Origin of the sequence: Stappia sp. P2PMeth1, from assembly GCF_900185735.1 — a bacterium.
GTDB lineage: Bacteria > Pseudomonadota > Alphaproteobacteria > Rhizobiales > Stappiaceae > Stappia.
The window spans coordinates 332,162-346,140 of the sequence record NZ_FYAW01000017.1 but is presented as its reverse complement, the minus strand read 5'-3'; the positions used below and the strand labels follow the sequence as shown (position 1 = coordinate 346,140).

Annotated in this window: 12 protein-coding genes; 5 read left to right on the top strand and 7 right to left on the bottom strand. The window is 66.9% G+C overall.

The features are described 5' to 3' along the window. The first annotated feature begins 4 nt into the window (after positions 1 to 4). The 5 genes from P2PM1_RS10595 (at position 5) to P2PM1_RS10575 (ending at position 5,176) form a co-directional block, all read left to right on the top strand. Complete coding sequence (locus P2PM1_RS10595; protein ID WP_186399018.1) at positions 5 to 1,153, top strand: ABC transporter ATP-binding protein; 1,149 nt, start codon at positions 5 to 7, stop codon at positions 1,151 to 1,153. Further along, complete coding sequence (locus tag P2PM1_RS10590) at positions 1,146 to 2,108, top strand: carbohydrate ABC transporter permease (RefSeq protein ID WP_186399017.1); 963 nt, start codon at positions 1,146 to 1,148, stop codon at positions 2,106 to 2,108. Before P2PM1_RS10595 ends, P2PM1_RS10590 begins: the two co-directional genes overlap by 8 nt. Then, positions 2,108 to 2,953, top strand: coding sequence for a carbohydrate ABC transporter permease (locus P2PM1_RS10585; RefSeq protein WP_186395747.1), 846 nt, complete (start codon positions 2,108 to 2,110; stop codon positions 2,951 to 2,953). The genes P2PM1_RS10590 and P2PM1_RS10585 overlap by 1 nt, the downstream gene beginning before the upstream one ends. A 61-nt stretch (positions 2,954 to 3,014) precedes the next feature. Continuing rightward, positions 3,015 to 4,274, top strand: a complete 1,260-nt coding sequence (locus tag P2PM1_RS10580; protein WP_186399016.1) for an ABC transporter substrate-binding protein — start codon at positions 3,015 to 3,017, stop codon at positions 4,272 to 4,274. 77 nt (positions 4,275 to 4,351) lie between these two features. Then, positions 4,352 to 5,176: a phosphodiesterase gene (locus P2PM1_RS10575; RefSeq protein ID WP_186389515.1), complete on the top strand. Its 825-nt coding sequence runs from the start codon at positions 4,352 to 4,354 to the stop codon at positions 5,174 to 5,176. A gap of 202 nt (positions 5,177 to 5,378) precedes the next feature. Here the strand turns inward: P2PM1_RS10575 and P2PM1_RS10570 are convergent, their stop codons facing one another. From P2PM1_RS10570 to P2PM1_RS10540, 7 genes are all read right to left on the bottom strand, one after another. Then, positions 5,379 to 6,104: a carbonic anhydrase gene (locus P2PM1_RS10570; protein WP_186389516.1), complete on the bottom strand. Its 726-nt coding sequence runs from the start codon at positions 6,102 to 6,104 to the stop codon at positions 5,379 to 5,381. Positions 6,105 to 6,380: 276 nt separating this feature from the next. Continuing rightward, positions 6,381 to 8,198 (bottom strand): DEAD/DEAH box helicase, encoded by a 1,818-nt coding sequence (locus P2PM1_RS10565; RefSeq protein WP_186399069.1) that lies wholly within the window; start codon positions 8,196 to 8,198, stop codon positions 6,381 to 6,383. 241 nt (positions 8,199 to 8,439) lie between these two features. Continuing rightward, positions 8,440 to 9,015, bottom strand: coding sequence for a sarcosine oxidase subunit gamma (locus tag P2PM1_RS10560; protein ID WP_186399015.1), 576 nt, complete (start codon positions 9,013 to 9,015; stop codon positions 8,440 to 8,442). After that, entirely contained in the window at positions 9,008 to 12,028 is a 3,021-nt protein-coding gene (locus tag P2PM1_RS10555; RefSeq protein ID WP_186399014.1) for a sarcosine oxidase subunit alpha family protein, read from the bottom strand. The genes P2PM1_RS10560 and P2PM1_RS10555 overlap by 8 nt, the downstream gene beginning before the upstream one ends. Continuing rightward, positions 12,025 to 12,330 (bottom strand): sarcosine oxidase subunit delta, encoded by a 306-nt coding sequence (locus P2PM1_RS10550; RefSeq protein ID WP_186395751.1) that lies wholly within the window; start codon positions 12,328 to 12,330, stop codon positions 12,025 to 12,027. The genes P2PM1_RS10555 and P2PM1_RS10550 overlap by 4 nt, the downstream gene beginning before the upstream one ends. A gap of 10 nt (positions 12,331 to 12,340) precedes the next feature. After that, positions 12,341 to 12,697, bottom strand: a complete 357-nt coding sequence (locus tag P2PM1_RS10545; RefSeq protein WP_186389520.1) for a cupin domain-containing protein — start codon at positions 12,695 to 12,697, stop codon at positions 12,341 to 12,343. 8 nt (positions 12,698 to 12,705) lie between these two features. Then, positions 12,706 to 13,959: a sarcosine oxidase subunit beta family protein gene (locus tag P2PM1_RS10540; protein WP_186399013.1), complete on the bottom strand. Its 1,254-nt coding sequence runs from the start codon at positions 13,957 to 13,959 to the stop codon at positions 12,706 to 12,708. Positions 13,960 to 13,979: the final 20 nt, after the last annotated feature.

The window sequence follows — 13,979 nt, the reverse complement described above, 5'->3', positions numbered from 1 at the left end:
TCCAATGGCAAGCGTAACGCTAGAGGGCATCCGGAAAAGCTACGAGCGGACGGAGATCCTGAAAGGGATCGACCTGACGATAGAGGACGGATCGTTCCTGTCGCTGCTCGGACCGTCAGGCTGCGGGAAGTCCACGCTGCTGCGCATCATCGCCGGGTTGGAGCGCCAGAACTCGGGGCATGTGCGGATCGGCGACGACGTGGTCGACGCCGTGCGACCATCGGAGCGCAACCTCTCCATGGTGTTCCAGTCCTATGCGCTGTATCCGCATCTGAGCGTGGCAGACAACATCGCCGTGCCGTTGCGCATGCGTCGACTGTCGACGCTGCAGCGCATGCCGCTGATCCGCCACGCGGTACCAGGGACACACGCGGTGGAGCGGGAGATCCGCGCGGAGGTGGCGCGCACAGCCGAACAGCTCGGCCTCGGCGCGCTGATGCGGCGCAAGCCCGGCCAGCTTTCCGGCGGCCAGCGCCAGCGCGTGGCGGTCGGGCGGGCGATGGTGCGCCAGCCGCGCGCCTTCCTGCTCGACGAGCCGCTGTCCAATCTCGACGCCAAGCTGCGCGTACACATGCGCACGGAAATCGCCCAACTGCACCGGGCGCTGGGCGCCACCTTCATCTACGTGACGCATGACCAGGCCGAGGCGATGACCATGTCCGACAGGATCGCGGTCATGGCCGAGGGCGAGATCCTGCAGGTCGGGACGCCGGACCAGATCTACGACGAGCCGGCTTGCCTGCGCGTGGCGGAGTTCATCGGCAGCCCGAAGATCAATGTCCTGAACGGCACGGTCGACGACGCCGGGACCGTCCGGCTTGGTGGCTGCGACACCGGCTGCGCCGCGACAGCGGCGCCGGGCTCGGGCGTCAGTCTGGGCATCCGGCCCGAAGCGATCGCCTTGCGCGCGCCGGACGACGCCGGATTGCGGGGCCGCCTCGCCCATACGGAAAATCTCGGCGCGGACGTGTTCGTTCATCTCGCGGTCGAGGGGTGCGAGGCTCCGGTCGTGGTGCGGCTCAGCCAGGCCGAGGCGCGTCGGACACGCCTCGGCGACACGGTCGGGCTCGACTTCGCACCGGCCGCCGCGCGCCTGTTCGCCGCCGATGGCCGCCGGATTGCCCCGCGCATTGGAGTGGCTGCCCATGTCTGACGCGAGCCTGCCCCTTGCCCGCGATGGCGTCGCCGCGCCCTTGGGCCGGTCGGCGCGGAAGAACGAGGCGGCCGCCACGGCCGCGCGGTCCCCGCATCAACTCGTTGCAACGGCGCTTCTGCTGCCCGCCGGCGTGCTCATGGTGCTCCTGGTACTCGGGCCGGTCGCCGCCGTGCTGCTGATGTCGCTGACGGACTACCAACTCGGCGCCTCCGGCTTTTCCTTCATCGGGTTTGAAAACTATGCCGCCCTGCTAGATGACCGCGTGTTCTGGAAGGCGCTCGGCAACACGCTCGCCTATGTGGCGATCGTGGTGCCCGCCTCCGTCGGGCTCGGCCTCGCCGTGGCCCTGCTGATCGAGTCCGGCCGCAGCCTGCGCAGCCTCTACAGGGCGGTGTTCTTCGTGCCGGTGATGGCGACGCTGATCGCGATGGCGATCTCGTTCGAGTTCATGCTGCATCCGCAGTTCGGCCTCATCAATCTGATGCTCGCCGCGTTCGGCCTGCCGACCCACGCGTTTCTGAGCGAACCGGCGCTCGCCCTGCCGACGCTCGCGGCGATCGGCGTGTGGCAGATGTTCGGCTTCAACATGGTGCTGTTTCTCGCCGGGCTGGTGTCCATTCCACGCCATCTCTACGAGGCGGCGGAACTCGACGGCGCCCGCTCCGCCTGGTCGCGGTTCCGCCTGGTCACGTGGCCCCTGCTCGGACCGGTCACCATGTTCGTGGTGCTGATCTCGGCGATCCGCTCGTTCCAGGTCTTCGACACGGTGCATGTGCTGACCAAGGGCGGCCCAAGCAAGGCCTCCGAGGTGCTGCTCTATTCGATGTACACCGAGGGCTTCGAGTTCTTCCGCTCGGGCCTCGCCGCAGCGATCGCGGTGGTGTTCCTCGCCTTCGTCCTGCTGCTCACGCTGATCAAGGCGCGGGTGATCGAAAAGAGGGTCCACTACTGATGCGCCCGCCACTCTCCTCGCTGGCCGCGGCCCTGCCCGGCCTTGCCCGCCACGCCGCGCTGCTGGCGCTCGCCGCGCTGACCCTGCTGCCCTTCGCCTGGATGATCTCGACGTCGCTCAAGCCGGCCGGCGAGATCTTCCTCTCGGAAATCCGCTGGTGGCCGGAGCGCCTCGCCGCGGTCGAGAACTACAGCGCCGCCTTCGAGCGCGCACCGCTGCTGCGCTTCCTGGCCAATGGCGCGATCGTGACGCTGGCGATCTTCGCCCTGCAGGTGGTCGTCAACCTGCCGGCGGCCTATGCCCTGGCCAAGCTGCGCTTCATCGGACGCCAGACGGCCTTTGCCCTCGTCCTGTTCGCGATCCTCGTCCCGCAACAGGCAACCGCCGTGCCGCTGTTCCTGCTGTTCCACCAGCTCGGCCTGCTCGACAGCTATGCCGCACTGGTGGTGCCCTTCACGATCTCCGCCTTCGGCATCTTCCTGATGCGCCAGTTCTTCATGAGCGTTCCGGACGACCTGGTCGACGCTGCCCGGATGGACGGCATATCGGAGTTCGGCATCGTCTGGCGCGTCATGCTGCCGACCGCGATCCCTGCCGTCACCGCCTTCGGCATCTTCTCCGTGGTCTCGCACTGGAACGACTATTTCTGGCCGCTCGTCGCCATCAACTCGCCGCACCTGTTCACCCCGCCGCTTGGCGTCGCCGCCTTCCGCAACGAGGAAGCCGGCACCGACTACGGTCCGCTGATGGCGGCGGCCACGATCATCATCGCCCCACTGGTTATCGCCTTCCTGTTCGCGCAGCGCCGCTTCATCGAAGGCATCACCTTCACGGGCATGAAATAACCCCGAGAACGGACGGTCAACGTCCGCCGGACCTCTACCGCAGCCTCGTATGGAGATCCACATGCTGAAGCACGTCCTGCTTTCGGCCGCGATGACGCTTGCCGTCCTCCCGGCCGCCGCCCAGACCGAGATCGTCATCCAGTACCCCTATGGCGAGCTCTTCAACACCACACACGAGCAGATCCGGGAGGCCTTCGAGAAGACCAATCCCGACATCAAGGTGACGTTCCGCGCGCCCTACGAGTCCTACGAGGAAGGCACGCAGAAGGTGCTGCGCGAGGCGATCACCGGCCAGATGCCGGACATCACCTTCCAGGGCCTGAACCGCGTCCGCATCTTCGTCGATCGCGGCATCGCGCAGCCGCTCGACGGTTTCATCGCCGCCGATCCGGAGCTGGAGACCGACGGCTTCCACAAGGCGATGTACGATATCGGCACACAGAACGGCCAAGTCTACGCGCTGCCCTTCGCGATCTCGCTGCCGATCATGTATGTCAATCTCGACCTTGTGCGTGCCGCCGGCGCCGATCCGGAGCTGCTGCCGACCACCTGGGCCGAGGTGATTGACCTCGCGCGCAAGATCAAGTCGGTTGGCGACGACATCAACGGCGTCACCTACGCCTGGGACATTACCGGCAACTGGCTGTGGCAGGCCCCGGTCTTCGCCCGTGGCGGCACGATGCTGAGCGAGGACGAGAGCAAGGTCGCCTTCGACGGTGAGGCAGGCCGTTTCGCGATCAACATGATCGCCGGCCTGGTGACCGAGGCCGGCATGCCGAACCTCACCCAGCCCGACATGCGCAGCGCCTTCGCCGCCGGCAAGACCGGCCTGCACTTCACTTCGACCTCCGACCTCGCCAAGGTCACCTCGATGGTCGACGGCAAGTTCGACCTGAAGACCTTCACCTTCCCCGACGTGGTGCCGGGCACGGGCCGTCTGCCGGCGGGCGGCAATGTCGGCATCATCCTGACCAAAGACGCCGAAAAGCAGAAGGCTGCTTGGGAGGTGATGAAGTTCTGGCACGGCGCCGAAGGCGCGGCCATCATGGCGCGGACGACTGGTTACATGCCGCCCAACAAGAAGGCGAACGACGTCTACCTCAAGGACTTCTATACGGACAATCCGAACAACTACACCGCCGTCAGCCAGGTCGCCCTGCTGACCAAGTGGTACGCCTTCCCTGGCGAGAACGGGCTCAAGATCACCGACGTGATCAAGGATCACCTGAACTCGATCATCACCGGCGCACGGGCGCAGGAGCCCGATGCGGTGCTCGCCGACATGACCGCCGACGTGCAGAAGCTGCTGCCGAGGAAGTAACTCCGACAGCAGGCACGCCGGGCCATACGCCTGGCGTGCCTGCGCCGATCCGGCCCCTCAAGACCAAGCCAGACAAGATGAAGATCCTCCATTTCAGCGACATCCATCTGACCACGCCGGGGCACACGATCCAGGGCCGTGACCCGAACGCCAGTTTCGAGCGCGCCCTCGGCCACGCGCTGGCCGACCATGGCGATGCCGAACTGCTGGTGATCACCGGAGACCTTTCCGACTGGGGCGACCGGGCGGACTATGAACGCCTGCGCGACCGGCTCGCCAACCTGCCCCTCCCCATCGCGCTGTGCATCGGCAACCACGACGACCGCCCGACATTTCTCGACGTATTTCCCGAACTCGCCGACCCGAACGGCTTCGTGCAGAGCGTGCGCGACGTCTCGGCGGGGCGCTGCCTAATGCTCGACACCTGGGAACCGCAGACCCATTCCGGGCACTATTGCGAAGCCCGGCTGGCCTGGCTCGAGGCCCGGCTTCGCGAACATGACGGCCCGTTCTTCCTGTTCATGCACCACAATCCGTTCCCGACCCATCTCGCGCCGCTCGACCGGATCGGCCTTGCCGACGGGAGGGCGTTCCGCGACGCCGTCGCCCGCCACCGCGACCGGATCCGGCACATCTTCTTCGGGCATTGCCATCTGCCGCTGGCCGGCTCGACCGCCGGCGTGCCGACAACCTCGCTGCGCGGCACGAACCATGCCGGCATCGCGCTGTTCCGCGAACGCGAACTCTTGTCCAGTTCGGACCTGCCGGCGAGCTACGGAGTCGCGTTCATCGCAGCCGATCATGTCTGCGTACACATGGTCGAGTTCGGCTATGACGGCCCCGTGCGCACGGAGGGCAATCCGGATTACGCGGCGTGGAACCGGGAGACGATGGTGCGATGATCTCGGTGCAAGGCTGGCGTTGCGATCCGGCGAGAAAGCCTTCCAAATAGGGTGGAAAATTCGCCCACTCCCATATGGCGGACGCGGTCGCCGTCGCGCCGGAGCACGATCTCCATCTTGGCGAAGAGCGGCTTTGCCTGAGCCCCAGCGGCGTGAGCGAAGATCGACGGCGCGGAAGGTCTCCGCACCGCCGTTGCAAAGGTCAGATGACCTCGACCTTGCCGGTGGCGATATCGTAGAGCGCACCGACAACGCGCACCTTGCCGCCGGCAACGGCCTCGGCAACGATCGGGCCGGCGGCCTTCAGTTTTTCGACATTGTGCAGAACATTGGCACGGGTCGCGGCGGCGAGCGGATCGGCGGGCTTGTCGGCGAGCGCCGCCTCGACGCCCGGCTTCAGCATGCCGACAAGCTCCGGCAGGTGACCCGGCAGTTCCGTGCCCTCTTCCACCACGCGGATGGTCGCAGACACGGCGCCGCAGTTGGTATGGCCCATGACCACGAGGAGCGGGATGCCGAGCACGGCAACGCCGTACTCGATGCTGGCAAGCCCGCTGATGTCCACAAAGTTGCCGGCAACCCGCATCACGAACAGTTCGCCCGGCCCCTGATCGAAGAGAAGTTCGGGGGCGACGCGCGAATCGGCGCAGGAAAGAATTCCGGCGAAGGGGTACTGAGCTCCGGCACGCGCGGCGCGGCCGACCGAGAAGTCGCCGTTGCATCCGGCGTTGGCGACATAGCGCGAATTGCCCTCGACCAGCCGCGCCAGCGCGTCCTCTGGGGATATGTCGTTGGGTGCGCTCGTCGCCTGCTCGGCGGCGGCGCTGCCCGGCAACGCGAAACCACCGGCGAAGGCCGTCGTCGCCGCCGCTGCCCCAAGTCCCAGCAGACCGCGTCGCGACAGGGCGTAATGGTCAATCTCGCACATTTCTGGATCCTCCCCCAGCGTGCCGACACGGGCGTGCCGGCCTCCCGACCGCGCCATGGAGACGCATGCTCGACACATCCGCCGATCAGCCGGTTTCACGGCTACAACTAGACATGCCCTGTCTCAACGGGGGGTAAACCTTGCAGAACGAATGAGATGAAAACTGATGCTATGAGGTTCTGACAATCAGTGCTGGCGACAGGCGCCCTCGGCCGGAGCGCGCAAGACGCATTTCACCCGGAAAGACGCCTTGTTCCTCCGCCAGTCCCCTCACGATCAGTGAGGGCGCTTCGGCTTGCGGTTCTTGTGCTTCGGCGGCTTGCCGCGATCGGTTGCCGGGGCCCTCTCCGGAGCCTTGTGCTTGCGGGCCGGCTTACCGTCCTGCTTGAATTTCTGTTTGGATTGCCTCGGCGCTGCGCGCATCTCGCCGACAGGCGCGATCCTGATGCCCTTCTCGAGACTGCCAGGCTGCAGGATCTGCCAAGCATAACTGCCGGCCTTGTCGGCGGAAATCTCGAAACGGGTTTCGCTTTCGTCGATCCTGATCGCGCCGACATCGCGCTTCGTCACCCCACCGGCGTTGCAGATCATCGGCAGCAGGAACTTCGGGTCGGCGCGGTGCCTGCGCCCGAGCGAGATGGTGAACCAGACGCCGTCCTCCATGCTCGGGCCACGCGGCTCGCGGGTCGGCGCATGGTCCTCGCCGGACCGACGGACACGGTTGCCGGGACCACGGCTCTGCAGCGCTTCGGCAGGAAGCGGCAGGAGGTCCTCCGGAACCGGATGCGCGGCCAGGTTCTGGCGGAGGAACGCGGCCGCAATACGCTGCGGTCCGGCCCGCTCCAGCAACTCGGCCACGAAATCCGCCTCCTGCTCATCGGGTTCCGCCGCCGAGACGGCGGCATCCAGGATCTGCCGGCGGTAGCGGGCCTCAATCTCCGCAATGCCGGGAGCCGCACGCATGGTCGCGGTGAGCTGCGCCATTGTCAGAACGCGATGCGCTGCCCCACGCCTGTTTTCGGGAACAATGAGCACGCAGATGCCCTTTCGGCCGGCGCGCCCGGTGCGCCCGGACCGATGCAGCAGGGTCTCCGGTTTGCTCGGCAGGTCGGCGTGGACCACGAGGTCGAGGTTGGGAAGGTCGATGCCGCGCGCCGCCACATCGGTCGCAACGCAGACGCGCGCGCGTCCGTCACGCATGGCCTGCAGCGCGTTCGAGCGCTCCGATTGTGCCATCTCGCCCGAAAGCGACACCACCGAGAAGCCGCGATTGACGAGGCGCGCCGTGAGGTGGCGAACCGCTTCGCGCGTGTGGCAGAACACCAGGGCGCTCTTGCTGTCCGACTCCAGCAGCGTGTTGATGATTGCGTGCTCGCGCTCGTCGCGCCGCACCAGCATCACCTGATAGTCGATGTCGGCATGCTGGTCGGTGGTCGCGAGCGTCTCGACACGCACCGCATTGGTCTGGACCGTCTTGGCGAGTTCGGCAATGCCCCGCCTGACGGTCGCCGAGAACAGAAGCGTCCGGCGGTCTTTCGGCGATGCACCTAGAATGAATTCCAGGTCGTCGCGAAATCCGAGGTCCAGCATCTCGTCGGCTTCGTCGAGCACCACCGCGCGAATACCGCCAAGGTCCAGCGCACCCCGCGTGATGTGATCACGCAGGCGCCCGGGCGTGCCGACGACGAGGTGGGCGCCGCGTTCAAGCGCGCGGCGCTCGGTACGGATGTCCATGCCGCCGACGCAGGTCGCGATCCTGATCTGCGTCGCCGCGTAGAGCCAGGCGAGTTCCTTTTGAACCTGAATGGCAAGCTCGCGTGTCGGAGCGATGATCAGACCCAGCGGCGCGGCCGCAACGTCAAAGCGTGTCGCGCTGCCGAGCAGAGTCGATGCGATGGCAATGCCGAAGGCGATCGTCTTTCCCGACCCGGTCTGCGCCGAGACGAGAAGGTCGGCATCGCCGTACTCCTCGTTCGTCATCTCCAACTGGACCGGTGTCAGTTGGCTGTACCCCTTCGCTGCCAAGGCGGACGCAAGGGCCGGATGTATCCCGGCGATCGGGGATGTGGAGTTGGGATCGTTATTCGGCGTCATGGTCACCATCTTTGCGAACTGCCGAATATCACAGCGTCGGCGCTTTGGGCAGCGATTGTTGGGGGATCATCGTCCACCGGCGCCCCGGGGTGGACGGGCCTCTCCCATCGGTCAGGGGCGACGGCCCGCACATTCACCACGACCGCCGCTCCCGCGCAAGTGCCGCGGCCGAAACAAAACGGGCGGCGCCGCCGGCGCCGCCGCTGTTCCTGTCCTGTTGTCATGAACAGCGCAACCCGGATCACCCCTCCGCCAGCAGTCCCTCAACGTAAGGGGCGAAGCTGCGCCAGCACTCCAGGACGAACCTGTCGCTGCCGGTGCGCCACAGCACGATCTCTGCCTTGGTGAAGAGCGTGCGTGTCACCATGCCGACCGGAAAGGCGACGGGGTCGAGATCGAGGAAGACATGCGCGTTGAGAAGGTCGGCAACACCCGGCCCTTCCAGCAGCAGCGCGATGTTGCGCTCCGACACGTCGACCAGCGAGTGCGGCGTGTCGCCGAGCACGGCGGCAAGCTCGCCGGCAAGACTGCGGGCGAGCCCATCGACAGCCTGCGGTCCGTCGGCGGCCGGACGGGCGAGCAGAAGCCATTCGTCCGGCCCCTGCCAGAGCGCAGCGCGATCACCTGCCCTGCCGGCCGCAAGCGGCGTCTGCGGCAAGGACACGCCGAATGCCTCCCCGGCTTTCGCTGCCGCGCCGGCATCGCCCCGGAACACGAAGCGGACCAGCGGACCGGCGCGGTGAAGGCTGGTGCCGGCAGCGGCAAGCGGCGGCAGAGCAAGGGCCTCGGCGGGCGCATGAAACAAGGTGTCAGACATTGAGCCGGCTTCCTTCCGGATCGACGAAGAGCGGCGGGACCACCTCGACGGCAATCGCGCCATTCGGCATCGGCACATGCAGGATCTCGCCGTGGCGGGCACGGCCGTTGGCGATCATCGCGAGCGCGATGGGCCGACCGGCAGCGGCCGACATGTAGGACGAGGTGACATGGCCGAGTGCGGACGTGCGCGGCGCCGGATCGGCCTCCGCCGTGACCTGGGCGCCCTCTTCCAACAATGCCCTGCCGTCCCTGGTCAGCAGACCGACGAGCTGCTTGCGGCCCGGCGCGACGAGATCCGGACGCGCGAGCGAACGTTTGCCGACGAAATCGGGTTTTGCCTTGCCGATGGCCCAGGCCATGCCGACATCGTCCGGCGTCACCGTTCCGTCGGTCTCCTGGCCGACGATGATATAGCCCTTCTCGGCGCGCAGGACGTGCATCGTCTCGGTGCCGTAGGCGCAGCCGCCAAGCCGCTCGACATTGGCGAAAACCGCCTCCCAGACCTGGCGCGCGCGAGACGGCGGCACGTTGATCTCGTAGCCGGCCTCGCCGGTGAAGCTCATACGGAACAGGCGGCAGGGAATGCCCCCCATGACATGGCCCTCGCGCACCGACATGTGCGGCATCGCTTCGGTGGCAAGGTCGATGTCGTCGACAAGCGGGGCAATCGCCTCGCGCGCCTTCGGCCCCTGCACGGCGATCACCGCCCACTGTTCGGTGGTGGAGGTCAGCCAGACCTTCAGGTCAGCCCATTCGGTCTGGAGATAGTCCTCCATATGGGCGAGGACGCGCGGCGCGCCGCCGGTCGTGGTGGTGACGTGGAAACAGTCCTCCTTGATACGGCCGACGACGCCGTCATCCATGATGAAGCCCGCCTCGTTGAGCATCAGCCCGTAGCGCAGGCGTCCGATGCCGAGCTTCTTCCACGGATTGGTGTAGATGCGCTCGAGGAACTCCGCCGCGTCGGGTCCGACCACCTCGATCTTGCCGAGGGTCGAGGCATCGAAGAGACCGACGCTCTCGCGCACGGTGCGGCACTCGCGCAGCACCGCGGCATGCATGTCTTCTCCGCTTTTGGGGAAGTACCAGGCGCGTTTCCACAGCGAGACGTCCTCGAACGCCGCGGCTTTCGCCGCCGCCCAATCGTGGATCGGCGTCCGGCGGACGGGATCGAACAGATCGCCGCGCGAGGTCGTCGCCAACGTGCCGAAGGTCACCGGCGTGTAGGGCTGGCGGAAGGTGGTGAGACCGACCTGCGGGATCTCGTTGGCCAGCGCCGTGGAGGCGATCGACAGCGCATTCATGTTGGACAGGCGGCCCTGATCGGTCGCCATGCCGGTCGTGGTGTAGCGCTTGATATGCTCGATGGAATGCATGCCCTCGCGCACGGCGAGCTTCACGTCCTTGGCGGTGACGTCGTTCTGGAAGTCGACAAAGGCGCGTACGCGAGCCGGGTTGCGATCATGCGGCACGGCACCGAGCCACCATCCGGTCGACGCGTCGCCTCCGCTGGCAGAGAAGGTCGGGACATCCGCCGGGCTTCCGGTCGCGGCTTCGGCCGCCTCGGCGCCCGCACGCGCGCCGTCGGCGAGCACCAGCGCCAGACCGTCGATGCCGCGACAACTGCCGGCCGAACGCTGCGCCTGCACCGGATCGCCCGGCAGGAAGGCGCCCTTTTCGGGATTCCAGTCGAGCTTGCCCCGCGCCTGCGAATGCAGGCTGACATTGGGCGTCCAGCCGCCGGAGATCAGCAGGCAGTCGCAGGCGAGACTGCCGGCGGACGACACCGTCTCGCCGACGAGGCGGCCGAGGAGGACGCCCTGGACGTGTTTCGATCCCTTGACGCCGGTCACCGTGCAGCCGGTTTCCACCCGGATCGCCAGCGCGCGGGCACGCTCCTTCAGCAGCGGATCGACCTCGCCGCGCATGTCGAGGATCGCAACCACATTGCCGCCGAGCGCTGCGATATCGAAGGCGGCGCGCCAGGCGCTGTCGCAGGCGGTGGCAACCGCAATCGCACGGCCCGGCAGAACGCCGTAGCGGTTGGCGTAGATGCGGCCGGCTTCGGCCATCATGATCCCTGGACGGTCGTTCTCCGGGAAGACCAGCGGTCGCTCGATCGCCCCGGTGGCGAGCACCACCTGACGGGCACGAACCTGCCACAGGCGCTCGCGCGGCAGCGACGGGTCGGGACTGGCGAGATGGTCGGTGACGCGCTCGGCCAGGGCGACGAAGTTCTGGTTGAAATAGCCGAAGACGGTGGTGCGCGGCAGCAGGGTGACCCGGTCGTTGCCGGCAAGTTCGGCCATCACGGCCGATACCCATGCGGTGGCGGGCTGGCCTTCGATCTCGGCCCCCGCCTCATGCAGCAGCGAGCCGCCCGGTTCGGCCTGCTCGTCGGCCAGGATCACCCGCGCGCCGGCGCGGGCAGCGGCGAGCGCGGCGGCAAGGCCCGCCGGGCCGCTGCCGGCGACGAGGACATCGCAATGCGCGTAGCGGTTGGCGTAGCGATCCGGATCCGGTGCGGTCGGCGCCTTGCCGAGGCCGGCAGCCGCCCGGATGAACGGCTCATAGACCCGGTTCCAGAAGCTCTTCGGCCACATGAAGGTCTTGTAGTAGAAGCCGGAGACGAAAAGCGGCGAGAGACGGTCGTTGACCGCGCCGATATCGAAGCCGAGCGACGGCCAGCGGTTCTGGCTGACCGCCACCAGCCCCTCGTGGATATCGACCTGGGTGGCGCGCAGGTTCGGCACGCTCTGGCCGGCCGCGGCCGCCGCCGCGGATTTCGCGACCCCGACCAGCGCATTGGGCTCTTCCGAGCCGGCGGTGAGGATGCCGCGCGGGCGGTGATACTTGAAGGAGCGGCCGACCAGATGGATGCCGTTGGCAAGCAGGGCCGAGGCAAGCGTATCGCCGGCCCGGCCGGTGAGCGTCCTGCCGTCGAAGGTGAAGGTCACTGGCACGGCGCGGTCGATGCGCCCGCCTTTCGAGGTGCGGAAGGAACGGGTCATCTTCCGCCCTCCCCGCCGGTCGCGGAAAGGTCGGGCCGTGGTTCGCCGGTCTTGTAGACGGCGATGAAGCGATCGCTCACCGTGTCGCGCAGCGCATTGAAGAAGCGGCCGCAGCCATGGACGTGGCGCCAGCGCTCGGCCATCACGCCCTTTGGGTTGGTCCGCATGTAGAGAAACTCGGCCCATTGACGATCGTCGAAATCGGCCGGCTGCACGGGACGGGCGATATGCGCCTCGCCGCCATAGCGGAACTCGATTTCGGGACGGTCGACGCCGCAGCAGGGGCAGTGGATCAGAAGCATCGGCTCGCCCCTAGATCTCGGTCTTGTGTGCCGCGGTCTCCGGATCGCCGGTGTTCGGCGTCCCGGAAGGCTCGATCAGCAACAGGTGGGTTTCAACTTCGGCGACCGGGCAATGCTCGACGCCCTTGGGCACGACAAACAGTTCTCCGGGCCCGAGCGTGACATCGCCGTCGCGCATCCGAATGGTCAACCGGCCCGACAACACCTGAAAGAAATCGTCGGTGTCGGGGTGCGAATGCCAGGTGAACTCTCCCTTGACCTTCACCACCATGAGGTCGTGACCGTTGAACGAGCCGACGATCTTGGGCGACCAGTGTTCGGAGAACAGAGCGAGCTTCCCGGCAAGATTCACTGCCTGATGCGTCATGTCGGGCCTCAATGCGCGACGGCGGCGGCAGCCGCCTCGTCGATGAGCCGGCCGGTGCGGAACCGGTCCAGCGTGAAGGGGGCGTTGATCGGGTGCGGCTCGTCGCGCGCGATGGTGTGGGCGAAGACGTGGCCGGAACCGGGTGTCGCCTTGAACCCGCCGGTGCCCCAGCCGCAATTGACATAAAGGCCGGGCACCGGGGTCTTGCCGATGATCGGCGAGCGATCCGGCGTGACGTCGACGATGCCGCCCCAGTTGCGCATCATGCGCATGCGGCGGAACATCGGGAACAGTTCGCAGATCGCATCAACCGTGTGCGTGGTGATCTGCAACCCGCCGGTCTGGCTGTAGGAGACATACTGGTCGGTGCCGGCGCCGATCACCAACTCGCCCTTGTCCGACTGCGAGATATAGGCGTGCACCGTGTTGGACATGACCACGCAGGGGAAGCAGGGCTTCACCGGCTCGGACACCAGCGCCTGCAGCGGGTTGGATTCCAGCGGCATCCGCACGCCGGCCATGTCCATGACGACCGAGGTATGGCCGGCGGCAACGACGCCGATCTTCTTGGCACCGATAAACCCGCGCGAGGTCTCGACCCCGGCGACCGAACCATCCGGGTGCCGGCGAATGCCGGTCACGGCGCAGTTCTGGATGATGTCGACGCCGCGCTGGTCGGCGCCGCGCGCATAGCCCCAGGCGACCGCGTCGTGACGGGCAACGCCGCCCTTGCGCTGGAGCGCTGCACCCAGAACCGGATAGCGGATGTTGCGACCGATGTTGAGCGGCGGGCAGAACGCCTTGGCCTCCTCCGCGCTCAGCCACTCGTTCTGGACGCCGGCGAGGCGGTTGGCGTGGACGTGACGCTTGAAGACCTGGATGTCATGCACCGTATGGGCGAGCATCATGACGCCGCGGGCAGAGTACATCACGTTGTAGTTCAGCTTCTGCGACAGGTCCTGCCACAGGTCCATCGCGTGGTCGTAGAGCGCCTCGCTCTCCTCCCAGAGATAGTTGGAGCGCACGATGGTGGTGTTGCGGCCCGTATTGCCGCCACCGAGCCAGCCCTTTTCCAGCACGGCGATGTTGGTGATGCCGTGTTCGCTCGCGAGATAATAGGCGGTGGCAAGACCATGACCGCCGGCGCCGATGATGACAACGTCATACTCCGGTTTCGGATCGGGCTTGCGCCACTGGTGGCCCCAGTCCTGATGGGCGTTGAGGGCCTTCAAGGCCAGGTCCCAGAAGGAGAAACGTGTCATGCGGTCCTCTTGCCGGTGGC